23 protein-coding genes and 1 riboswitch are annotated in these 22,073 nt (G+C 73.7%); of the genes, 10 read left to right on the top strand and 13 right to left on the bottom strand.

The window, feature by feature from the left end; all coding sequences use genetic code 11:
• Nucleotides 1–55: 55 nt before the first annotated feature.
• The gene (locus tag IE109_RS01310) at nt 56–1,261 is read right to left on the bottom strand and encodes an NAD(P)/FAD-dependent oxidoreductase (protein ID WP_189548828.1); all 1,206 of its coding nucleotides are present in this window, start codon (nt 1,259–1,261) and stop codon (nt 56–58) included.
• 404 nt (nt 1,262–1,665) lie between these two features.
• Nucleotides 1,666–1,779: riboswitch (TPP riboswitch) on the top strand.
• On the opposite strand from IE109_RS01310, the gene thiO reads away from it, so the two are divergent.
• From thiO to IE109_RS01285, 5 genes are all read left to right on the top strand, one after another.
• A complete protein-coding gene (gene thiO / locus IE109_RS01305; protein WP_189548520.1) occupies nt 1,777–2,988 on the top strand; it encodes a glycine oxidase ThiO in 1,212 nt (403 codons plus the stop codon). (Overlaps the previous riboswitch by 3 nt.)
• The gene (thiS, locus tag IE109_RS01300) at nt 2,985–3,185 is read left to right on the top strand and encodes a sulfur carrier protein ThiS (RefSeq protein ID WP_189548519.1); all 201 of its coding nucleotides are present in this window, start codon (nt 2,985–2,987) and stop codon (nt 3,183–3,185) included. Before thiO ends, thiS begins: the two co-directional genes overlap by 4 nt.
• Before the next feature lie 3 nt (nt 3,186–3,188).
• Nucleotides 3,189–3,983 carry a thiazole synthase gene (locus IE109_RS01295; protein WP_189548518.1) on the top strand — a complete coding sequence of 265 codons (795 nt, stop codon included), beginning with the start codon at nt 3,189–3,191 and terminating at the stop codon, nt 3,981–3,983.
• A gap of 126 nt (nt 3,984–4,109) precedes the next feature.
• Nucleotides 4,110–6,140 carry a Stk1 family PASTA domain-containing Ser/Thr kinase gene (locus IE109_RS01290; RefSeq protein WP_189548517.1) on the top strand — a complete coding sequence of 677 codons (2,031 nt, stop codon included), beginning with the start codon at nt 4,110–4,112 and terminating at the stop codon, nt 6,138–6,140.
• Nucleotides 6,141–6,147: 7 nt separating this feature from the next.
• Nucleotides 6,148–7,002 carry a deoxyribonuclease IV gene (locus IE109_RS01285; RefSeq protein WP_189548516.1) on the top strand — a complete coding sequence of 285 codons (855 nt, stop codon included), beginning with the start codon at nt 6,148–6,150 and terminating at the stop codon, nt 7,000–7,002.
• A 107-nt stretch (nt 7,003–7,109) separates the two neighbouring features.
• Here IE109_RS01285 and IE109_RS01280 read toward each other — a convergent pair whose 3' ends face one another.
• Entirely contained in the window at nt 7,110–7,742 is a 633-nt protein-coding gene (locus tag IE109_RS01280; protein ID WP_189548515.1) for a sulfite oxidase-like oxidoreductase, read from the bottom strand.
• A 156-nt stretch (nt 7,743–7,898) separates the two neighbouring features.
• On the opposite strand from IE109_RS01280, the gene bfr reads away from it, so the two are divergent.
• Nucleotides 7,899–8,378, top strand: a complete 480-nt coding sequence (bfr, locus tag IE109_RS01275) for a bacterioferritin (protein WP_189548514.1) — start codon at nt 7,899–7,901, stop codon at nt 8,376–8,378.
• Nucleotides 8,379–8,454: 76 nt separating this feature from the next.
• On the opposite strand, the gene IE109_RS01270 is transcribed toward bfr, so the two are convergent.
• Together IE109_RS01270 and IE109_RS01265 are read right to left on the bottom strand one after the other, a co-directional pair.
• The gene (locus IE109_RS01270) at nt 8,455–8,709 is read right to left on the bottom strand and encodes a (2Fe-2S)-binding protein (protein ID WP_189548513.1); all 255 of its coding nucleotides are present in this window, start codon (nt 8,707–8,709) and stop codon (nt 8,455–8,457) included.
• Nucleotides 8,710–9,011: 302 nt separating this feature from the next.
• Entirely contained in the window at nt 9,012–10,391 is a 1,380-nt protein-coding gene (locus IE109_RS01265) for a class II 3-deoxy-7-phosphoheptulonate synthase (RefSeq protein WP_373297598.1), read from the bottom strand.
• Nucleotides 10,392–10,466: 75 nt separating this feature from the next.
• Here IE109_RS01265 and IE109_RS33965 point away from each other — a divergent pair, with 75 nt between their 5' ends.
• Both IE109_RS33965 and IE109_RS01255 read left to right on the top strand, forming a co-directional pair.
• Nucleotides 10,467–10,523 carry a trp operon leader peptide gene (locus IE109_RS33965; RefSeq protein WP_071528813.1) on the top strand — a complete coding sequence of 19 codons (57 nt, stop codon included), beginning with the start codon at nt 10,467–10,469 and terminating at the stop codon, nt 10,521–10,523.
• Between the two features lie 118 nt (nt 10,524–10,641).
• Nucleotides 10,642–12,519: an anthranilate synthase family protein gene (locus IE109_RS01255; protein ID WP_189548512.1), complete on the top strand. Its 1,878-nt coding sequence runs from the start codon at nt 10,642–10,644 to the stop codon at nt 12,517–12,519.
• 72 nt (nt 12,520–12,591) lie between these two features.
• Here IE109_RS01255 and IE109_RS01250 read toward each other — a convergent pair whose 3' ends face one another.
• From IE109_RS01250 to IE109_RS01235, 4 genes are all read right to left on the bottom strand, one after another.
• The gene (locus IE109_RS01250; RefSeq protein WP_189548511.1) at nt 12,592–13,620 is read right to left on the bottom strand and encodes a 6-phosphofructokinase; all 1,029 of its coding nucleotides are present in this window, start codon (nt 13,618–13,620) and stop codon (nt 12,592–12,594) included.
• Between the two features lie 130 nt (nt 13,621–13,750).
• Nucleotides 13,751–14,422: a response regulator gene (locus tag IE109_RS01245; protein WP_189548510.1), complete on the bottom strand. Its 672-nt coding sequence runs from the start codon at nt 14,420–14,422 to the stop codon at nt 13,751–13,753.
• Nucleotides 14,419–15,627 carry a MacS family sensor histidine kinase gene (gene macS / locus IE109_RS01240; protein ID WP_189548509.1) on the bottom strand — a complete coding sequence of 403 codons (1,209 nt, stop codon included), beginning with the start codon at nt 15,625–15,627 and terminating at the stop codon, nt 14,419–14,421. The genes IE109_RS01245 and macS overlap by 4 nt, the downstream gene beginning before the upstream one ends.
• 28 nt (nt 15,628–15,655) lie before the next feature.
• Nucleotides 15,656–16,450 (bottom strand): lysophospholipid acyltransferase family protein, encoded by a 795-nt coding sequence (locus IE109_RS01235; RefSeq protein ID WP_189548826.1) that lies wholly within the window; start codon nt 16,448–16,450, stop codon nt 15,656–15,658.
• A 231-nt stretch (nt 16,451–16,681) separates the two neighbouring features.
• Here IE109_RS01235 and IE109_RS01230 point away from each other — a divergent pair, with 231 nt between their 5' ends.
• Both IE109_RS01230 and IE109_RS01225 read left to right on the top strand, forming a co-directional pair.
• Nucleotides 16,682–17,488 carry an alpha/beta hydrolase gene (locus tag IE109_RS01230; protein ID WP_189548508.1) on the top strand — a complete coding sequence of 269 codons (807 nt, stop codon included), beginning with the start codon at nt 16,682–16,684 and terminating at the stop codon, nt 17,486–17,488.
• Nucleotides 17,481–18,044: a hypothetical protein gene (locus IE109_RS01225; RefSeq protein WP_189548507.1), complete on the top strand. Its 564-nt coding sequence runs from the start codon at nt 17,481–17,483 to the stop codon at nt 18,042–18,044. Before IE109_RS01230 ends, IE109_RS01225 begins: the two co-directional genes overlap by 8 nt.
• Nucleotides 18,045–18,096: 52 nt before the next feature.
• Here IE109_RS01225 and IE109_RS01220 read toward each other — a convergent pair whose 3' ends face one another.
• The 5 genes from IE109_RS01220 to IE109_RS01200 all read right to left on the bottom strand — a co-directional run bounded on the left by IE109_RS01220 (nt 18,097) and on the right by IE109_RS01200 (nt 22,039).
• Nucleotides 18,097–18,867 (bottom strand): endonuclease/exonuclease/phosphatase family protein, encoded by a 771-nt coding sequence (locus IE109_RS01220; protein WP_189548506.1) that lies wholly within the window; start codon nt 18,865–18,867, stop codon nt 18,097–18,099.
• A 73-nt stretch (nt 18,868–18,940) separates the two neighbouring features.
• Nucleotides 18,941–19,882 (bottom strand): ROK family glucokinase, encoded by a 942-nt coding sequence (locus IE109_RS01215; protein ID WP_189548505.1) that lies wholly within the window; start codon nt 19,880–19,882, stop codon nt 18,941–18,943.
• A 50-nt stretch (nt 19,883–19,932) separates the two neighbouring features.
• The gene (locus tag IE109_RS01210; protein ID WP_189548504.1) at nt 19,933–20,370 is read right to left on the bottom strand and encodes a DUF5304 domain-containing protein; all 438 of its coding nucleotides are present in this window, start codon (nt 20,368–20,370) and stop codon (nt 19,933–19,935) included.
• A gap of 38 nt (nt 20,371–20,408) precedes the next feature.
• Complete coding sequence (locus IE109_RS01205; protein ID WP_189548503.1) at nt 20,409–21,557, bottom strand: ArsA family ATPase; 1,149 nt, start codon at nt 21,555–21,557, stop codon at nt 20,409–20,411.
• A gap of 29 nt (nt 21,558–21,586) precedes the next feature.
• On the bottom strand, nt 21,587–22,039 hold the full coding sequence (locus IE109_RS01200; protein WP_189548502.1) for an SRPBCC family protein: 453 nt from the start codon (nt 22,037–22,039) through the stop codon (nt 21,587–21,589).
• Between the last annotated feature and the right edge of the window lie 34 nt (nt 22,040–22,073).

Genomic DNA, 22,073 nt, shown 5'->3' with positions numbered 1-22,073 from the left:
GCGTGCCATCCCGCACCGACAGTCGGTACCCGGGCTACGCCGGACCTGCCCGCCGCTACCCCCGGGCGGCCGACTTCAGCGGCACCGAGGCGTCCGCGACGCGTTCCGGGTCGAGGGGTGTGCCCGCCTCGATGAGCTTGCGCCCCTGCGCCAGGTCGCGCGGGCGGCCGACCGCCAGCAGTGCCACGAGGGCGCCCCCGCGCAGCCACACCACCGACCAGGCGGCACCGGCCGGGTCGCCCCGCCACACCATGGTGTCGGCGGCCGCGTGGTGGCCCGCGTACTGCACGAACCGCCCGAACTGCTCGGACCAGAAGTACGGCACCGGGTCGTACGGCCGCGGGACCTCGCCGACCACGGCGGCGGCCACCGCGCGGGGTCCCTGGAGGGCGTTGTCCCAGTGGTGCACCAGCAGCCGCTCGCCGTAGCGCGCCGACGGGAACGACGCGCAGTCGCCCACGGCGTACACGTCGGGCAGGGAGGTGCGCAGGTGCTCGTCGGCGACGATCGCGCCCTCCGGCCCGAGCGCGATGCCCGACCCGGCCAGCCAGCCGGTGGCCGGCCGGGCGCCGATGCCCACGACCACCGCCTCGGCGGGCAGCAGCCGCCCGTCCTCCAGGGCGACCTCGCCCGGTTCGAGGTGGCCCACGCGCGCGTGTGTGAGGAGCGTGGCGCCGCTCTCCTCGTACCACTCGGCCATCGGGGCGGCGACCTCGGCGGGCAGCGCGCCGGCGAGCGGCCGGCCGGCGGCCTCGACGACGGTGACCGCGCAGCCGGCCTCGCGGGCGGCCGTCGTGAACTCGGCGCCGATCCACCCGGCGCCGACGACCACCACGTCGTGCTTGTCCGCCAGGACGGGGCGCAGCCGCTCGGCGTCGTCGAGGGTGCGCAGCAGGTGGACGCCGGGCACGCCCTCGGAGCCGGGCAGCGGGACCGGGCGGGCTCCGGTGGCCACGACCAGGACGTCGTACGGGACCGGGCCGGCCTCGGTGTCCACCTCGTGCGCGTCGGGGCGCAGGGCGGTGACCTCGACGCCCAGGCGCAGCTCGATGCCGAGCGCCTCGAAGTCCACGTCGAAGGCCGATCCCTCGGCAGTGCCCAGGAGCACCGCCTTGGACAAGGGGGGCCGGTCGTAGGGCTGGTGGGGCTCGGCTCCGATCAGCCGCACGGGGCCGGTGAAGCCCTGTTCGCGCAGCGCCACGGCCGTCTGCACACCCGCCATCCCCGCACCGACGACGACGACGCGCCGCTCTGCTTCCATCCGCTCGCTCACCCGCCCACCTTACGCAGCTGACACGTTGTCAGGGAGGGTGCCCCCGCACCCCAGGGGTGGCGCCGCCCTCCCGGGACTCCCCTTCCCGGGTCTCCCGCGCGCAACGCGCCCGTGGCCGTTCCCGTGCCCCGGAGACGCGGGGCCCGGCGCGGGGGCGCGCGCCGGTCCCGGGCCCCGCGCGGTGCGGCCGTCCCGCCGCGCCCGACGTACCGAAAGTCGTACCGATCTTCCGCCCGCGTCCCGGCGGGCCGGCCGCGCGCCCACCGCGTCACGGCCGGCGCCGCCGGAGCGGGGGCGCGGTCCGCCACCGGCGGGAGGACGGTCCGCCGGCGGCCGCGCCACGGTGAAGCTCCCTTACCGCCGGTCGCCGGGTGGGGTTAGTCTGGCCACCGCAGAGCACTCGCGGGAGCCCGGACGCACCGGGCTGAGAGGGAGGCTGGGACGGCCTCCGACCGTACGAACCTGATCCGGGTCATGCCGGCGAAGGGAGGGGCTGGACGCCCATGCATCCACGTACGACAGGTGCGCACACGACCTCGGACGTCCTCGTCGTCGGGGGCGGGATCATCGGCCTGGTGACGGCCTGGCGGGCCTCGCGGCACGGTCTGCGGGTCGCCGTCGCCGACCCCGAGCCGGGCGGCGGGGCCGCGCGCGTGGCGGCGGGCATGCTCGCCGCGGTCACCGAACTGCACTACGGCGAGGAGACGCTCCTCGGACTGAACCTGGAGTCGGCGCGCCGTTACCCGGACTTCGTCGCCGAACTCCGGGAGGCGTCCGGCGGCATGGACGTCGGCTACCGCGCGTGCGGCACCCTCGCCGTCGCCCTGGACGCCGACGACCGCGCCCACCTGCGGGAGCTGCACGCGCTCCAGCAGCGCTCGGGCCTGCGGTCGGAGTGGCTGACCGGCCGCGAGTGCCGCCGGCTGGAGCCCATGCTGGCGCCCGGGGTGCGCGGCGGTCTCCGGGTGGACGGTGACCACCAGGTCGATCCGCGCCGGCTGGCGGCCGCCCTGGTGGCCGCGTGCGAGCGGGCCGGAGTGGTGTTCCACCGCGCCCGGGCGGAGCGGCTGGTCGTGGCCGGGGGGCGGGCCGCTGGGGCGGTGCTGGACGACGGCGCGGAACCGGCCGCCGGCCAGGTGGTGCTGGCCGCCGGCAGCCTGAGCGGCCGGCTGGGCGGTGTACCGCGGGAGGTGCTGCCGCCGGTACGGCCGGTCAAGGGGCAGGTGCTGCGGCTGTCGGTGCCCCGCGCGTACGCGCCCTTCCTCAGCCGTACGGTCCGGGCGGTCGTGCGCGGCAGCCAGGTGTACCTGGTGCCCCGCGAGAACGGCGAGCTGGTGGTCGGGGCGACGAGCGAGGAGCTCGGCTGGGACACCACGGTCACCGCCGGCGGGGTGTACGAGCTGCTGCGCGACGCGCACGAGCTGGTGCCCGGCATCACCGAGCTGCCGCTGACCGAGACCCGCGCGGGGCTGCGGCCGGGCTCCCCCGACAACGCTCCGCTGCTCGGCCCGACGGCGCTGCCCGGCCTGCACCTGGCGACGGGGCACTACCGCAACGGGGTGCTGCTGACCCCCGTCACCGGGGACGTGATGGCCACCGTGCTGACCACCGGGGAGCTCCCGGAGCAGGCGCGCGCCTTCGCCCCCGGCCGCTTCGCGCCGCCGGCCGCCTCCCCGCCCACCTCCCCGTCCCTCTCTCCGGCAGGAGTGTCATGAACGTCTCCGTCAACGGCGAGGCCCGACGGCTCGCCGGCCCGACCACCCTCGACGCCCTGGTCTCCACGCTCACGACGGCGCCCTCCGGGGTCGCCGCCGCCGTCAACGAGACCGTCGTCCCGCGCGGCCAGTGGCCGGCGACCGTCCTCGGCGAGGGCGACCGGGTCGAGGTCCTCACCGCGGTCCAGGGGGGCTGACCCATGGCGGACGACCGTCTCACCATCGCCGGGACCACGTTCGACTCCCGGCTGATCATGGGTACGGGCGGGGCGCCCAGCCTCGACGTGCTGGAGCGCTCCCTCGCCGCCAGCGGCACGGAGCTGACGACCGTGGCGATGCGCCGCCTCGACCCGACCGTGCAGGGCTCCGTCCTCTCCGTCCTGGACCGGCTCGGCATCCGGGTCCTGCCCAACACGGCCGGCTGCTTCACGGCGGGCGAGGCGGTGCTGACCGCCCGCCTCGCGCGCGAGGCACTCGGCACGGAGTGGATCAAGCTTGAGGTCGTGGCGGACGAGCGGACCCTGCTGCCCGACCCGATCGAGCTGCTGGACGCCGCCGAGACGCTGGTCGACGACGGCTTCACGGTGCTGCCGTACACGAACGACGACCCGGTGCTGGCGCGCAGGCTGGAGGACGTGGGCTGCGCGGCGATCATGCCGCTGGGGTCGCCGATCGGTTCCGGCCTCGGCATCCGCAACCCGCACAACTTCCAGCTGATCGTGGAGCACGCGCGTGTGCCGGTGATCCTGGACGCGGGCGCCGGGACGGCGTCCGACGCGGCGCTGGCGATGGAGCTGGGCTGCGCGGCCGTGATGCTGGCGTCGGCGGTCACGCGGGCGCAGGAGCCCGTGCTGATGGCCGAGGCGATGCGGCACGCGGTGGAGGCGGGCCGCCTGGCGTACCGGGCCGGACGCATCCCGCGCCGGCACTTCGCGGAGGCCTCCTCCCCCGTGGAGGGCCGGGCGGCGCTGGACCCGGAGCGGCCGGCGTTCTGACGCCGGCGCGGCGCCCGCGTACCGGGACCGGGCGCCGCCGCGCCGGTGTCACAGGTCCGTCGCAGTCCAGGCCGGGGCGGGGACGGGGCGGCGGGGGTGTCGGTGCGGGCTCGTAGACTCGGGCGGGTGGATACGACCCTGCACGACCCCCTCGTCGGCCAGCTGCTCGACGGCCGCTACCGGGTCGACACGCGCATCGCCGTCGGTGGCATGGCCACGGTCTACCGGGCCCTCGACACCCGGCTCGACCGGGAGCTCGCCCTGAAGGTGATGCACCCCGCCCTGGCCACCGACGCGACCTTCGTGGAGCGCTTCATCCGCGAGGCCAAGTCCGTGGCCCGGCTGTCGCACCCCAACGTGGTGGGCGTGTTCGACCAGGGCGCCGAGGGGGCGTACGTCTACCTGGCGATGGAGTACGTCGCCGGGTGCACCCTCCGCGACGTGCTGCGCGAGCGCGGCGCCCTCCGGCCCCGGGCGGCGCTCGACATCCTGGAGCCGGTGCTCGCCGCGCTGGGAGCCGCGCACCTGGCCGGGTTCGTCCACCGGGACATGAAGCCCGAGAACGTCCTGATAGGTGACGACGGCCGGGTGAAGGTCGCCGACTTCGGCCTCGTCCGGGCGGTCGGCGCGGCCACCAACACCACCGGGTCCGTCCTCGGCACCGTGTCCTACCTGGCTCCCGAGCAGATCGAGCACGGCACGGCCGACACCCGCGCGGACGTGTACGCGTGCGGCGTGGTCCTGTACGAGATGCTGACCGGCGCCAAGCCGCACGTGGGCGACACCCCCGCGCAGGTTCTCTACCAGCACCTGAACGCCGACGTCCCCGCTCCCTCCGCCCTCGCCCCCGGGTTGGCGGTCGAGCTGGACGAGCTGGTGGCGAGCGCCACCGCCCGCAATCCGGAGGTGCGCCCGCACGACGCGGTGGCGCTCCTCGCCCAGACGCGCGAGGCCCGCGCGGCGCTCGGCGACGAGCAGCTCGACCTGGTCCCGCCGCAGGTGCGGGCGGAGCCCGAGGGCGCGGGCGGCACTGGCCCGGAGAGCCCCACCAGGGTGATCGCGCGCCCGCTGCCCGGCGCGGGGGCCGGCGGCGACGCCCGGGGCGGCGATGCCCTCAGCGGCGATCTTCACGACGGCGACGGAGACATCCGCACGGGCCGCGACGGCGTCCAGCGCACCAGCCGTCTGACGATGCCCCCGCCGCCCGGCCCGGGACCGGCCCCGGTGGCCGCTCGTCCGGCCCGCCTCCCCCTCGGCAACCTCGGCAACGCCCGCCGCGGCACGGTCGCCGCCGTCGTCGCCGTCCTGCTGGTGCTGGGCGTCGGCGCGGGCGTCTGGTACATCAACTCGGGGCAGTTCACCCGCGTCCCCACCGTGCTCGGCCGGACCCAGGCGGAGGCGGAGAAGCGGCTCGCCGACGCCGGACTGGAGGTCGAGGGCGTCGAGCGGGACTACAGCACCGCCTTCAGGCGCGGCACCGTGATGGCCGCCGACCCCGCTCCCGGGGAGCGCATCCGCGGCAACGGCTCGGTGACGCTCACCATCTCCCGGGGCCCCGAGACCGTGAAGGTCCCGAACCTCAAGGGCCTGCCCCTCGACGAGGCCAGGGGCGAGCTCGACAAGGCCGGACTCGCCCCGGGCAAGGTCACCAAGGCGTTCAGCCAGGAGTTCGAGAAGGGCACGGTGATCAGCACCGATCCCAAGGCGGGCACCGGGCGCAAGCCGGACTCCGCGGTCGCCCTCGTCGTCAGCAAGGGCGCCCCCGTCGACGTGCCCGACGTCACCGGCGACACCGTCGGGGACGCGACCCGTACGCTGGAGGAGGCCGGGCTCACCGTGAAGGTCGCCGCCGAGCGGGTGCACTCCGCGCGGGAGGCGGGCAGCGTGGCGGCCCAGTCCCCGGCCGGGAGCGCCCGGGCCGCCGAGGGCGACACGGTCACCCTCACCGTCTCCAAGGGCCCCCGCCTGGTGGGCGTCCCCGACGCCACCGGCAAGAACGTCGACGACGCCACGAAGGAGCTGGAGGGCGCCGGGTTCGAGGTGAAGGTGGAGAAGAACTTCCCCTTCCTCGGCGACACCGTGGAGAGCCAGTCCGTCGGCGGCGGGGACCGGGCGCCGGAGGGCAGCACCATCACCATCAAGACCAAGGGACTCTGAGCAGCACATGAGCAACGCAGTCGGCGGCCATGTCCCCGTGGCCGGCGGCCTCGCCAAGACCGGCCTCACCTACGCCCGCGAGGTCGGCGCCGAAGCCGTCCAGGTCTTCGTCGCCAATCCGCGCGGCTGGGCCACGCCGGCCGGCAACCCGGCCCAGGACGAGCTGTTCCGCGAGGAGTGCGCCGTCGAGGGCATACCCGCGTACGTGCACGCCCCCTACCTGATCAACTTCGGCTCCCACACGGCGGCGACCGTCGAGTCCTCCGTGACGTCCCTGCGCCACTCGCTGCGCCGCGCCCGGGACATCGGCGCGCTGGGCGTGGTGGTGCACACCGGTTCGGCGACCGGCGGCCGACCCCGGCAGGAGGCCCTCGCCCAGGTGCGGGCGCACATGCTGCCGCTGCTGGACGAGCTCGACCACGACGACGACCCGTTCCTGCTGCTGGAGTCGACGGCCGGGCAGGGGTCCTCGCTCTGCTCCCGCACCTGGGACTTCGGGCCGTACTTCGAGGCCCTGGACGCCCACCCCAAGCTGGGCGTCTGCCTCGACACGTGCCACATCTTCGCGGCCGGGCACGATCTGACCGGCGAGCACGGTGTGCGGCAGACCCTGGACCTGCTCGTCGACACCGTCGGCGAGGGCAGGCTGAAGCTCATCCACGCCAACGACTCCCAGGACGTCGTGGGCGCCCACAAGGACCGGCACGCCAACATCGGCGCGGGCCACATCGGCGAGGACCCGTTCCGCGAGCTGATGCGCCACCCGGCGGCGGACGGCGTCCCCCTGGTGATCGAGACACCCGGCGGCAAGGAGGGGCACGCGGCCGACATCGAGCGGCTCAAGAAGCTCCGGGACGGCTGAGGCCCCCAGGGCCGGCACCCCGGGCCGCATGGCTTCGGTCGCGGCACCGGGAGGCGCGGCACCCCGGGGGCAGGGGGGCGCGGCGGCGCCCCGGCCCACCGGGGGCGTCAGAGCTCCGGGCCGTCCCCCGGCTCCTCCTGGTACGAGTACCGCTGCTCCGTCCACGGGTCGCCGATGTTGTGGTAGCCGCGCTCCTCCCAGAAGCCGCGGCGGTCGGCGGTCATGTACTCCACGCCGCGGACCCACTTGGGACCCTTCCAGGCGTACAGGTGCGGCACGATCAGCCGCAGCGGGAAGCCGTGCTCGGCGGTGAGCAGCTCACCGTCCTTGTGCGTGGCGAAAATCGTTCGGTCCGAGGCGAAGTCGGAGAGCCGCATGTTCGCGCTGAAGCCGTACTCGGCCCACACCATCACATGCGTGACGTTCGCGGCCGGGGGTGCGAGCTCCAGGACCGTACGGGCGGGCACGCCGCCCCATTCGGCCCCCAGCATGCTGTACTTCGTCACGCAGTGCAGATCGGCCACGACCGTCGAGAACGGCAGTGCCGAGAACTGCTCGTGGTTCCAGCAGCGCTTGTCGCCGTCCGCCGTGGCTCCGAAGACCCGGAACTCCCAGCGGTCCGGCTTGAACTTGGGGACCGGCCCGTAGTGGGTGACCGGCCAGCCGCGCTGGAGTCGCTGTCCCGGCGGAAGCTCGGACTCCCCTGCTGCCCGGTGTTCCCCGCTCCCTGGCTGACCCATGCCTCAATGGTGACAGACCGGGAGGGGTGGTCATGACCAGGGAAGAGTCCGATTGGGGCAACTCCTACTAAGCGTGCACTTACTGGACGCTCCTGGTCGGCGGTGCGAGACTTCGCGGCATCTGCCCCTTTCACCAGCGCGGAAGGAGCCTCTGCGATGCAGGGCGACCCCGAGGTCATCGAGTTCCTCAACGAGCAGCTCACCGCCGAGCTGACGGCGATCAACCAGTACTTCCTGCACGCCAAGATGCAGGAGAACTTCGGGTGGACGAAGCTCGCCAAGTACACCCGGGCGGAGTCGTTCGACGAGATGAAGCACGCCGAGGTGCTGACCGACCGGATCCTCTTCCTTGACGGCCTGCCGAACTACCAGCGGCTGTTCCACGTCCGCATCGGCCAGACGGTCACGGAGATGTTCCAGGCGGACCGGCAGGTCGAGGTCGAGGCGATCGACCGGCTCAGGCGCGGCATCGAGGTGATGCGCAACAAGGGCGACATCACGTCCGCGAACATCTTCGAGTCCATCCTGGCGGACGAGGAGCACCACATCGACTACCTCGACACACAGCTGGAGCTGGTCGAGAAGCTCGGCGAGGCGCTCTACATCGCCCAGCTGATCGAGCAGCCGGACAGCTGACCCGCCCGTCCGGGCCCCGCGGCACCGAGGACACCCCTCCGGACCCGCGCCCGGCCCACCACCCGGACCCGCGCGCTCACGCGGCTTCGGACAGCTCCGTCGCGTCCGCGTCCACGATTCCGGCGCCCGTGAGGGCCGGCACGCCCTGGTCCACCAGCTCGCGCCGGGGGCAGTTGCCCCGGCCGAGGATCGCCTGGATGCGGCGTACGCAGGACCCGCAGTCGGTGCCCGCCTTACAGGCCGACGCGATCTGGCGCGGCGTACAGGCACCGGCGTCCGCGTGTGCCTTGACCTGCTTCTCGGTGACACCGAAGCACGAGCAGACGTACACGCGGCCACCTCCCTGCGGGATCGACGGGGATTCGACGGAATCGTCGACGGACTGGGGACCCCGCCTGATCGGTGAGGCTAACCTAACCTTACCCGGCGCCCCCGGGGCGCGAAAGCCCGGCGAACGCCGATGGGGCGCGGATCACACGATCCGCGCCCCATCGATACGTCAAGGCGATATCCAGCCAGAACGATCACGGCCGACCAAGATCACCTGGGTCGCCCGCCACCGGTCACCCGCCACCGCCTGGTCATCCGCCGGCGGTCACCCGTCACCTGTGCCCGGTGTGATCCGTCACCGGCTCACTGGTCGCGGTACATCTCCGCCACCAGGAACGCCAGGTCCAGGGACTGGCTGCGGTTGAGCCGCGGGTCGCAGGCCGTCTCGTAGCGCTGGTGCAGGTCGTCGACGAAGATCTCGTGGCCGCCGCCGACGCACTCGGTGACGTCGTCACCGGTCAGCTCCACGTGGATGCCGCCCGGGTGCGTACCCAGCGCCTTGTGGACCTCGAAGAAGCCCTTGACCTCGTCGAGCACGTCGTCGAAACGGCGCGTCTTGTGGCCGGAGGCCGCCTCGAAGGTGTTGCCGTGCATCGGGTCGGTCACCCAGGCCACGGTGGCACCGGAGGCGGTCACCTTCTCGACCAGCTCGGGCAGCTTGTCCCGCACCTTGTCGGCACCCATGCGGACGATGAAGGTCAGCCGGCCCGGCTCCCGCTCGGGGTCGAGGCGGTCGACGTACGTCAGCGCGTCGTCGACCGTGGTCGTCGGGCCGAGCTTGATGCCGATCGGGTTGCGGATGCGCGACGCGAACTCGATGTGCGCCCCGTCCAGCTGGCGGGTGCGCTCACCGATCCAGACCATGTGGCCCGACGTGTCGTACAGCTGCCCGGTCCGGGAGTCCACGCGGGTCAGCGCCGACTCGTAGTCCAGCAGCAGCGCCTCGTGCGAGGCGAAGAACTCGACGGTCCGGAACTCGGCCGGGTCGGTGCCGCACGCCTTCATGAAGTTGAGCGCGTTGTCGATCTCCCGCGCCAGCTGCTCGTAGCGCTGGCCGGACGGCGACGACTTCACGAAGTCCTGGTTCCAGGCGTGCACCTGGCGCAGGTCGGCGTAGCCGCCGGTGGTGAAGGCGCGCACCAGGTTCAGCGTCGAGGCGGACGCCTGGTACATGCGCTTGAGCCGCTCCGGATCCGGGATCCGCGCCTCTTCGGTGAAGGCGAAGCCGTTGACCGAGTCACCGCGGTACGTGGGCAGCGTCACCCCGTCGCGGGTCTCGGTCGGCTTGGAGCGCGGCTTGGAGTACTGACCCGCGATCCGCCCCACCTTCACGACGGGGACGGACGCGGCGTACGTCAGCACCGCGCCCATCTGGAGCAGGGTCTTGAGCTTGTTGCGGATGTGGTCGGCCGACACGGCGTCGAATGCCTCGGCGCAGTCGCCGCCCTGGAGCAGGAACGCCTCGCCCCTGGCGACGGCTCCCATCCGGGCGCGCAGCTGGTCGCACTCGCCCGCGAAGACGAGCGGCGGATACGACTCGAGGTCCGCGATCACATCGCGCAGAGCCTCGGCATCGGGGTACTCGGGCTGCTGCGCCGCGGGAAGGTCTCGCCAGGTGTTGCCACCGGTCGTGGTGGGCTTAGCGTTCACGGTCACGTGCACAACCTTACGGCCTGTTCCCATTCGTCCATCTGGCCGCTCACCTGATGAGACACGAATCTTGAACTTCCGGGGTCCGGGTGCGGTAAGGTGCCGCGCATGTTCGCGCACTCGACCCAGAACTGGTGGTGGACCGCTCATCCGGCGGCCCACTGACTGCGCGCACCATCACACGCGAAGGCCGCCCGGGGGGCGGCCTTCTTCCGTTTCGGCGGGCCGTTCCTCTCCACCTGGATCTCCATCTCGGATCTCCACCCCGGAAGGAACGCTTCACATGGACTTCGACCTCAGCCGCCTGCTCGACGACTCCTGCCCGCCCTTCGCCCTGCTGCGCCGCCGCACCCCCGGCCGCGACCACGACACCGTCGAGGTGCTGGTCGGCTCCGTGCACGAGGCGGAGCGACTGGCCGACCTGCCCGTCGGGGACCGGCCGACCCTCGCCCTGGTGCCCTTCCGGCAGCTGCGGGAGCGGGGCTTCGACGTCCGCGACGACGGCACGCCGCTGTCGGTGCTGGTGGCCGACGAGGCGCACGAGTTGCCGCTCGCCGCGGCACTGGACCAGCTCCCGGCGCACGACGTGACGGTCGAGGGCGGCGCCTTCGACGTGTCCGACGAGGAGTACGCGGGGGCCGTCCGCCGCGTCATCGAGGACGAGATCGGGCGCGGCGAGGGGGCGAACTTCGTCATCCGCCGCACGTACACGGGCCGGATCCCCGGGTTCGGCCGGCGGGACGCGCTGGCGCTGTTCCGGCGGCTGCTGGCCGGGGAGCGGGGCGCGTACTGGACGTTCGTCGTGCACACCGGGGACCGCACCCTGGTGGGGGCGAGCCCCGAGGCGCACGTCCGGATGTCGGGCGGGACGGTCGTGATGAACCCGATCAGCGGCACCTACCGCTATCCCGTCGGCGGGCCGGCCCCGGAGGACCTGCTGCGCTTCCTCGCCGACCGCAAGGAGACCGACGAGCTCTCCATGGTGGTGGACGAGGAGCTGAAGATGATGTGCACGGTCGGCGACATGGGCGGCGTGGTGATCGGCCCGCGGCTCCGGGAGATGGCGCACCTCGCGCACACCGAGTACGAGCTGCGGGGCCGGACGTCGCTGGACGTACGGGAGGTGCTGCGCGAGACGATGTTCGCGGCGACGGTCACCGGCTCGCCGGTCCAGAACGCCTGCCGGGTCATCGAACGGCACGAGAGCGGCGGCCGGGGCTACTACGCGGGCGCCCTGGCGCTGCTGGGCACCGACGCGGGCGGGGCGCAGACCCTCGACTCGCCGATCCTCATCCGTACCGCCGACATCGCCGCGACCGGTGAGCTGCGCGTCCCGGTCGGCGCCACGCTGGTGCGGCACTCCGATCCGGCGGGCGAGGTCGCCGAGACGCACGCCAAGGCGGCCGGGGTCCTGGCGGCGCTGGGGGTGTGCCCCGAGCGACCGCGCGAGGAGGCCGTACGGCCCCGGCTGGCCGACGACCCGCGGGTGCGGGCGGCTCTGGACGGACGCCGCTCGGACCTGGCGCCGTTCTGGCTGAAGATGCAGGAGCCGGCGGCCGACGCGGCCGGTCACGCCCTGGTGATCGACGCCGAGGACACGTTCACCGCGATGCTGGCCCACCTGCTGCGCGCCGCCGGCCCGCGGGTCACGGTCCGCCGGTTCGACGAGCCGGGGCTGCGGGAGGCGGCGCTCGCGCACGTGGGTCCGGTGGTGCTGGGGCCCGGCCCCGGTGACCCCGGCGACGCGGCCGACCCGAGGATGCGCTCGCTGCGGGCGCTGACCGCCGAGCTGGTGCGCGGCCACCGCCACGGGTTGCTGGGCGTGTGCCTGGGCCATGAGCTGATCGCCGCAGAGCTGGGGCTGCCGATCGTGCGCAAGGCGGTGCCGTTCCAGGGCGCGCAGGTGCGGATCGACCTCTTCGGTTCGCAGGAGACGGTCGGCTTCTACAACAGCTTCACCGCCCGGTGCGACGACGAGTCGGCCGCCCGGCTGGCGGCGCGGGGCGTCGAGGTGAGCCGCGACGCGGCGACCGGCGAGGTGCACGCGCTGCGCGCGCCGGGGTTCGCCGGCGTGCAGTTCCACCCCGAGTCGGTGCTGACGCTGCGGGGCGCGTCGCTCGTGCGGGACATGGTCCGGGCCCTGGACACCACCAAGCGGTGACCGCCCGGGCGGGGGCGGGGCGGTAGGGGCCGGGGCGGTCACCGCCCTCCCCGGCCCCCGATCCGGCGGCCCTCAGCCGAAGAACACGCCGACCTCCGCGTACAGCGCCGGGTCCACCGTCTTCAGCCGCGCGGTCGCCTCGCTCATCGGCACACGGACGATGTCGGTGCCGCGCAGGGCGACCATCGCGCCGAAGTCGCCGTCCCGTACCGCGTCGATCGCGTGCAGTCCGAAGCGGGTGGCCAGCCAGCGGTCGAAGGCGCTCGGGGTGCCGCCGCGCTGGACGTGCCCGAGCACGGTGGTGCGGGCCTCCTTGCCGGTCCGCTTCTCGATCTCCGCGGCGAGCCACTCGCCGACCCCCGAGAGCCGGACGTGCCCGAAGGAGTCCAGCGTCCGGTCCTTGAGGACCATGTCGCCGTCCTTGGGCACCGCCCCCTCGGCGACGACCACGATCGGCGCGTACGACGCGCGGAAGCGGGAGGTCACCCAGGAGCAGACCTGGTCCACGTCGAAGCGCTGCTCCGGGATGAGGATGACGTTGGCACCCCCCGCGAGGCCGGAGTGCAGGGCTATCCAGCCGGCGTGGCGGCCCATCACCTCGACGACCAGCACCCTCATATGGGACTCGGCGGTGGTGTGGAGGCGGTCGATGGCCTCCGTCGCGATGCCGACCGCCGTGTCGAAGCCGAAGGTGTAGTCGGTGGCGGACAGGTCGTTGTCGATGGTCTTCGGTACGCCGACGCACGGGATGCCGTACTCGCCGCACAGCCGCGCGGCGGCACCCAGGGTGTCCTCGCCACCGATGGTGATCAGCGCGTCCACCCCGTGCCGGGCGAGGGTGTCCTCGACGCGGCGGACACCGTCCCGCGCCGTGAGGGGGTTGGTGCGCGAGGAGCCGAGGATGGTGCCGCCGCGCGGCAGGATGCCGCGTACGGCGGGGATGTCGAGGCGCACGGTGTCGTCCTCCAGGGGGCCGCGCCAGCCGTCCCGGAAGCCGGTGAAGGCGTAGCCGTACTCCTGGACGCCCTTGCGGACGATGGCGCGGATGACCGCGTTCAGCCCGGGGCAGTCGCCGCCCCCGGTCAGTACTCCGACCCGCATGGAATCTTCCCTTCGCCGTCACGGAGACGATGGAGACGATGCAGACGCACAGGGCCACGCTAATGGTGACGTGCGTCACTCCGGGACGGTACGAACAGTGAATTCCTGGCGGACGCGGGCGAGTTGCGCGTCAGGCGTCGTCGAGGCCGCGCTCTATCGCGTACCGCACCAGCTCGACCCGGTTGTGGAGCTGGAGCTTGCCGAGGGTGTTCTGGACGTGGTTCTGCACCGTGCGGTGCGAGATGACCAGGCGCTCGGCGATCTGCTTGTAGCTCAGACCCTTGGCGACCAGCCGCAGCACCTCGGTCTCCCGCTCCGTGAGCCGCGGGGCCTTCGGCTCGTCGGCGCCGGCGGCCGGCAGCGGCTCGGAGGCCAGGCGGCGGTACTCGCCGAGGACGAGTCCGGCCAGGCCGGGCGTGAACACCGGGTCGCCGGCCGCCGTGCGCCGCACGGCGTCGAGCAGCTCGCCGGTGCTCGCGGACTTCAGCAGGTACCCGGTCGCGCCGGACTTGACCGCCTCCAGTACGTCGGCGTGCTCACCGCTCGCGGACAGCACCAGCACCCGCAGGGCGGGGTCGGCGCCGACGAGCTCCTTGCAGACCTGGACGCCCGGCTTCGCGGGCAGGTTCAGGTCCAGGACCAGCACGTCCGGCCCGGTGGCCCGGGCACGGCGTACGGCCTGCTCGCCGTCCCCGGCCGTGGCGACCACGTCGAACCCGGCCTCCGCCAGGTCACGGGCGACCGCGTCCCGCCACATCGGGTGGTCGTCGACCACCATCACCCTGATCCGCTGCTCGCTCATTTCCCTGCCTTCCCCCGTGCGTCCCGTGGAACCTTCAGTTCGACTTCCGTGCCCTGCCCCGGCACCGATATCAGTTCGGCGCTGCCGCCCAGGTCGCGGAGCCGGCCCCGGATGGACTGCGCGACGCCGAGCCGCCCCTCGCCCTCCGCCTGCGCGAGCCGCCCTTCCGGGATGCCCGGTCCGTCGTCCCGCACCGTCACGATCACCTCGTCCGGCCAGTCCTCCAGCAGGATCCACGCCCGGGCCGCCTCACCCGCGTGCCTGCGGACATTGTCCAGGGCGGCACCGACAGCGGCCGCCAGCTCCCGCGCCGCGGCGGGCGCCAGCAGCACCGGGGTGCCCGGCTCCGAGAAGGTGACCCGGGCCCCCGCGTGCCGGGCGAGCAGGGCGCGCAGGTCGGCGGGGCCGTCGTCGTCGGGCTCCTCGACCTCGCGGACGACGGCGCCCAGCGACTCGTCCTCCGAGACGTGGGACGTACGGGTCAGACCGCCGGCGACCAGCGTGCGCAGCGCGACCTCCTGCTCCCCCGCCATCCGGCCGAGCTCGGCGGCCTCGCCGCCCAGGGCCGTGCCCCGGCGCTGGACCATGGCCAGCACCTGGAGGACCGAGTCGTGGATGTCGCGGGCCAGCCGCTCGCGCTCGCGGGTGGCCGCCTCGATCTCCAGCGCCCGCGCGAGGGTCCGTTCGGAGGCGCGGGCGACCTCGACGACGTAACCGATGGCTATGGACGCGACCCATACCAGCAGCACGTTGTGCAGGGTGTCCCGGCTGGGTTCGCCGCGCTCGACGATGTTGGCGACGGCCACCAGGGAGGACGCGAACGCGGCCCAGCGCCAGCCGCCCTTGATCGCGTACGCGAGGACGGAGCCGGCCGTCCAGATGCTCGGCAGCGTCGGACCGTCGAACGACTGGGCGTGGACGTCGGCGAGCGGGGTCAGCATGATGCCGGTGAGGGCGACGGTCAGGTCGGCGACCAGGAAGCGCGTGGTGCAGCCGGCGGCACCGGCCACCTTGGGCAGGGTCGCGAGCGTCCAGACGGACAGGGCCGCCAGGAACCCGACGGCCACCCAGGGGCGCTCGAACTGCTCCCGGGTGAAGACGAAGAGCAGCACCGCGTACCCCATGGTGAGAACGCGGTACGCGGTCAGCGCGCGCCACAGCGGCTGCTCGACGGACATGCGGACGACGCGCTCGCGCCTGGCCAACTCCCCCACCCCCGTACCCGCGGCGCGGTTAGGCGCCGGACTGCTCGCGCCCGGGCCCGGAGGACTCCGGGGCCGGCCGCGCCGACGGCTCCCTCGCCGCCTCCTTCGCGGCCACCTTGGCCGCTTCCTTGGCGGCTTCCTTGGCGGCCTTCTCCGCGTCGGCGATCTGCCGCTTGGCGGCCGTCGCGTAGATGTCGACGTACTCCTGGCCGGAGAGCTTCATGATCTCGTACATCACCTCGTCGGTGACCGAGCGCAGGATGAAGCGGTCCCCGTCCATGCCCTGGTAGCGGCTGAAGTCCAGGGGCTTGCCGATCCGGATCCCCGGGCGCATCAGCTTGGGGACGACCTTGCCGGGCGGCTGGATCTTCTCGGTGTCGATCATGGCGACCGGGATCACCGGCGCGCCGGTGGCCAGCGCCACGCGCGCGAGGCCGCCGGGCTTGCCCCGGTAGAGCCGGCCGTCGGGCGACCGCGTGCCCTCCGGGTAGATGCCGAACAGCTCACCGCGCTCGATGACCTCGATACCGCTCCTGATCGCGGCCTCACCGGCGCCGCGCGCGCCCGAACGGTCCACCGGCAGCTGTCCGACGCCCTTGAAGAACGCGGCGGTGAGCTTGCCCTTCAGGCCGGGCGAGGTGAAGTACTCGGCCTTCGCGATGAAGGTCACCTTGCGGTCCAGGACCGCCGGCAGGAAGAAGGAGTCCGAGAACGAGAGGTGGTTGCTCGCGAGGATCGCCGGCCCCTCGGCGGGAATGTTCTCGAGGCCCTCCACCCAGGGCCTGAAGGCCAGCTTCAGCGACCCTCCGATGGAGAACTTCATTGCGCCGTAGATCAACTCGAATGCCTCCTGTGTTCCGTCGATCAGACCTTAACCCGACCGGCGCCCCCGCTCCCGCCCACGGGCCGCGCGCGGGGGCCCGCGCGGAGCCCTCGGGCGGGGCTGTCGCGCGGGCGTGCGCGGGCGGCGACGGATCTGGTCGGTGTCAGCCCGGTCGCGTACGGTGAAGTACACCTTCCCGAGACCCATCGAACCCCCGAACAGGAGACCCCGGTGCCGGTCCTCCCTGGAGCCGAGCCGTACCGCCATGAAGGCGGAGAGGTCGGCGTGCTGCTCTGTCACGGCTTCACCGGTTCGCCGCAGTCGCTGCGGCCCTGGGCCGCGTACCTGGCCGAGCGCGGTCTGACCGTGTCCCTGCCGCTGCTCCCCGGCCACGGCACGCGCTGGCAGGACATGCAGGTGACCGGCTGGCAGGACTGGTACGCCGAGGTGGACCGCGAGCTGCGCGCCCTGCGGGAGCGGTGCGGCCAGGTCTTCGTCTTCGGCCTCTCCATGGGCGGGGCGCTGGCGCTGCGGCTCGCCGCCAAGCACGGGGACGGGGTGGCGGGCCTCGTCCTGGTGAACCCGGCCAACAAGGTGCACGGGGCCGCCGCCCACGCGCTGCCCGTCGTGCGCCACCTGGTGCCGTCGCGGCCCGGCATCGCGAGCGACATCGCCAAGGAGGGCGTGCGGGAGCTCGCCTACGACCGGGTGCCGCTGCACGCGGCCCACTCGATGCGCCGCTTCTTCCGTTTGGTGGACGCCGAGCTGCCGCAGGTGACCCAGCCCGTGCTGCTGCTGCACAGCCCGCGGGACCATGTCGTGCCGCCCGCCGACTCGGCGCGGATCCTCGGCCGGATCTCCTCCACGGACGTCAAGGAGATCCTGCTGGAACAGAGCTACCACGTGGCGACGTTGGACCACGACGCGGAGCGGATCTTCGAGGAGAGCCACGCGTTCGTCGGCCGTCTCGCTCCGAGTACCGGCACATCGGGGTTTCCCATGCCGGAGGCCCGGGGAGGGAGCACGACCGGTGGCTGAACAGCACGACTCGGACAAGCGGGACGAGCAGCCTTTCGACGAGGAGGCGGCCTGGGCGGCGATCGTCGCCGGGTACGGCGAGGAGCCGGCGGACCCGCCCGGCGCCAAGCCGTTCAAGTCGATCGAGGACCTGGCCCTGATGGAGGACGACGTCAACGACGTGCCCGGGACGGCGGCGCCGGAGCCGGGGACGCCGGACAGGCCGCTGGGCGGCTCCGTGGTGTTCGCCCCGGGTGTGGGTCCCGGGGGCCCGCGCGACTACCAGGTCTCCGACGCGAAGGACGACGACCTCGACGACACCGACGAGGGCCACTTCGTGCCGCCGGAGCCGCCGCCGCTGCCGGAGGCCGACGCGACGGCGAAGTTCGCCTGGCTCGGGGTCATCGGCGGCCCGGTGCTGATGCTGCTCGCCGTGATACTGCGGTGGGACATGACCTGGTGGCTCACCACGCTGTGCATCGGCGGCTTCCTGGGCGGCTTCGCCACCCTGGTGGCCCGGATGCGCAGCGGTGACGACGAGGACGGCGACGACCCCGGTCGCGGCGCGGTGGTCTGACCTCTCCGGCCCCGGACGGAAAGCCGGCTGCGGGGGCGCCGGCGCCTCGGGGTCACGCGTCCTGCGTCTCCGGGGGCACCCGCAGGGCCGCCAGGACCGGGAGGTGGTCCGTGGCGGCCCTCAGGTCGGCGTCGGTGATGCCCGGCAGGTCCCCCGGGCCCGGGACGCCGCAGCCCAGCACCTCGATCCCCTTGGTGGCGAAGACCGCGTCGATCCGCTTGTGCGGGTCGGCGGGGTTCCAGGTGTGCTCCCCGCCCCAGGGCCGGACCGACCAGCAGTCCTGGAGGCCGGCCGCCAGCCGCCGGAAGGCACGCCCGTCCGGCTCGTCGTTGATGTCGCCGGCCGCGATCGCGTGCGGGGTGTCGAGGGCGGCCAGCCGGTCGAGGAGCATCCCGGCCTGGTCGTACCGCTCGCGGGCCTGGAGGCTCAGGTGGCAGCCGAGCAAGCCCAGCCGGACACCCCCGACGCGGACGACCGCGGTCGCGAAGCCCCGCCGGTGCAGGCCGGGGGTGAGCGGCAGCAGGACGTCCTCCGTCCGCTCCACCGTCGCCCGCAGCGAGCAGAGCAGCAGCGGCCCGGCCGCGGTCGCGCCGCCGCCCAGCACCAGCAGACCGCTCTTCGAGGCGAGCCGGGCGGCGTGCTTGCGCCAGCGGAAGAAGCGGGGCGCCTCCTGGATGAACACGATGTCCGGCGCGCAGGCCCGGATCACCCGCGCGAGGGCGTCCTCGTCGTCCCGCATCGAGCGGACGTTGTAACTGAGCACCCGCACCACGGCGGAACCGTCCGGCTCGGTGCGCGAGTTGAGCAGCTCGGTGATCGGCATAGCAGCACGATATGACGGTGCCCGCCGCGTCCGGGCGAGGACGCGGCGGGCACCGTCGTACGAGCGGGGTGGCTCAGCCCTGGCGGGCCAGGTCGGCGGCGCCGACGAGACCGGCCTTGCCGCCCAGCTGGGCGGCGAGGACCTGGGCGTGCGGCCGCCACTGTCCGCCGATCAGCCAGCGCCGGAACGACTTGCGGATCGGGCCGAGGACCAGCTCGCCCTCGTCCGAGACGCCGCCGCCCACGATGAACGCCGACGGGTCGAACAGCGAGGCCAGGTCGGCCAGGCCCGCACCGGCCCAGCGGGCCAGCTCGCGGAACGAGTCGACGGCGACGGGGCAGCCCTGGCGGGCGGCCTCCGAGATGTGCTTGCCCTCGATGCCCGCGGGGGTGCCGTCGCCGAGCCCGAGCAGGATCGTGGCGTTCTCCGGGGTGGCGTTGGCGCGCTGCTTGGCGTACCGCACGAGGGCGCGCCCGGAGGCGTACTGCTCCCAGCAGCCCTGGCTGCCGCACCCGCAGAGCAGGCCGTCCGGGACGACCCGGATGTGGCCGAACTCGGCGGCCACGCCGAAGCGGCCGCGGCGCAGCTTGTTGCCGATGATGATGCCGCCGCCGAGGCCGGTGCCGAGCGTGATGCAGATGACGTCCTCGTGGCCCTTGCCGGCGCCGAACTTGTACTCGCCCCAGGCAGCCGCGTTGGCGTCGTTCTCCACGACCACGGGCAGCCCGACGCGCTGTTCGACCTTGTCCTTCAGCGGCTCGTGCCGCCACTGGATGTTGGGCGCGAAGAGGACCGTGGCGCGCTTGTCGTCGACGTACCCCGCGGCGCCGATGCCGACGGCCTCGATGTCATGACCCTTGCCGGCCTCGGAGACGGCCGCGCAGATCGCGTCGACGATGCCTTCGGCGGTCGGCGGGGTGGGCACCTTGTGGGTGTCGAGGATCGTGCCCTCCTCGTCGACCACTCCGGCCGCGATCTTCGTGCCGCCGATGTCGACGCCGATGGTGAGTCCCATGTGTCCCTCAGTTTTCGGTCGAGCCCCGCTACGGCCAACCGTACCCGGTGTCAGTCGAGGTCGATGTGCTCGGTCGTGTCCGGACCGTCGTCGTCCCGTCCGGCCCCGGTGGAGGGAGGGGTGTCCGGTCCGCGGGTCCAGCGGCGTTCCTGGCCCTCGACGGCGGAGCGGTAGGCGGCCAGCAGCTCGTTGCCGGCGGCGGCGAGGTGGTCGAAGACCTGGGGGTTCCGCTCGATGACCGGTTCGACGGCGGCCTTCGCCTGGCTGACGAACTGCTGCACGGCGCCCTGGGCGCCCATGCCGAGCAGCGGGGTGCGCAGGGAGGCGACCTTGTCGGCGACCGCGTCGACGAGCTTGCGCAGCTCCTCGGCGGCGCTGCCGGGCGGCGGGGCGTCGGTGCCGCGGCGGCGGGCCTTCTCCTCGGCCAGGTCCTCGGCGCATGCCCTCGCCCAGGCGTCGGCGTCGGGATGCTGGGTGGCATCGCTCATGGCGTACTCCTGCGGCAGCGTGGGTGGTACTCCCGACGTTACCGCGTGCGGGGCCACAAATCCGGGTCGGGGACGAAGCGGACGCTCAGCGCCCCGTCGTCGAGCGCGGCCCCGGAGACGGTGCAGCGGCGGAGGGCGGACGGCAGCGGCACGGCGCGGCGGAAGGGGCCGGTGGTGAGCACCAGTTCGTCGCCGCGGCGGACGAGGCCAAGGTCCGGTTTGTCCGCTCCGGGCAGGGCGACGCGCCACACCAGCACGCCGTCGGCCTCCCGGCGGTCCTCCACGGTCCAGGGCGGCACGGGAGCGGACGGGGCGGCGGGGGGCTCCAGCCGCGCCAGGTCCCCGGCGGTCCGCGGGGCGTGGCCGAGGTGCGGCAGCTCGCGCGGATCGCCCTCGCCGTCGCCCATGGCCTTCAGGTGCGCCTGCTGCTGTGCGGCGAGCCCGGCCAGCCAGGGGTCGGCGGACGTGGTGGGCAGCATCCGGTTGGCGACGACCGGCTCCGTGGCGAGGCGGTACAGGGCCAGCCCCGCGCGGGCGGCGCGCAGGGTGCGGGCGGCGGCCGGACCGGGTTCGGCGACCAGCCGGACGGTGGTGGACGGGGCCTCGATGAGGGCCTGGACGGCGGCGAGTTCGGTGTCGCGGCGGGCGGCGGCCTCGTACAGCCAGTCGGCGGGCATCGGTACGCCGGCGAGCTGGGCGAGCACGGGCCGCAGCGCGCGGGCCGCCTGCCGCTCGGACGGCAGGAGGCGGCGCAGGTAGCGGCGCAGCTGCTCGGGCAGGGCCAGGACGGCGACGGCGTCGAGGACGGGCGGCATGTCGACGACGAGCAGGTCCCAGTCCTCGGCGGCGGCCTGCCGCAGGGCGTCGAGCAGCGCGAACCGGTCGCTGCCGGGCAGCTCGGTGAGCTCCTCGCCGGCGAGCGGGGTGGCGCCGAGCAGCCCGAGCGCGGGGGCGGCGCGCTCCTGGAGGGCCAGCAGCTCGGCGCGGAAGTGGGCGCCGGAATCGACGTGGCGCACGACCGGCCGGTGGCCGCCGTCGGGGCCCTCGTCGAACCAGTCGCCGGGCACCGCCCGCTCGCCGGTCAGGAACAGGGTCCGCCGGCCCCGGCGGGCCCCGCCGAGGGCGGTCGCGGCGGCGACGGTCGTGCGCCCGGCGCCGCCGGGGCCGGTGACCAGGATGGTTCGCATGCGCCGAGACGCTACGGGGCGGGCCGGGGTCAGGAGGAGGCGGGGGCGGACTCGACGCGCTTCTTCAGGCCGGCCAGGGCGCGGTCGATGATGACCTTCTCGGCCTTGCGCTTGATCATGCCCAGCATCGGGATCTTGACGTCCACCGTCAGCTGGTACGTCACCTCGGTGCGTGCGCCGCCGTCCAGCGGCCTGAGGCGGTAGGAGCCGTCCAAGGCGCGGAGCATCTGGGACTTGACCAGCGTCCAGCCCACCTCGTGGTCGCCGGTCCAGGTGTACGCGAGGGTGTGGTCGTCCTTGATGGCGCCGGCGTCGAGCAGCAGGCGGACCTTCCCGGCGCGGCCGGCGGCGTCCCTCTCCAGGACCTCCGCCTCCTTGACCTCGCCCGTCCACTCCGGGTAGCGCGCGAAGTCGGCGATCACTCCCATGACGTCGGCCGGTGCCGCCTCGATCTCAATGGTCGAGCTGGTGTGTTCCGCCATCGCCGTGGCTCCTCCAGTGCGGTACCGATTCCCT

Origin of the sequence: Streptomyces lavendofoliae, from assembly GCF_014649735.1 — a bacterium.
Classification (GTDB): domain Bacteria; phylum Actinomycetota; class Actinomycetes; order Streptomycetales; family Streptomycetaceae; genus Streptomyces; species Streptomyces lavendofoliae.
This window is presented reverse-complemented; position numbering and strand designations above follow the sequence as displayed.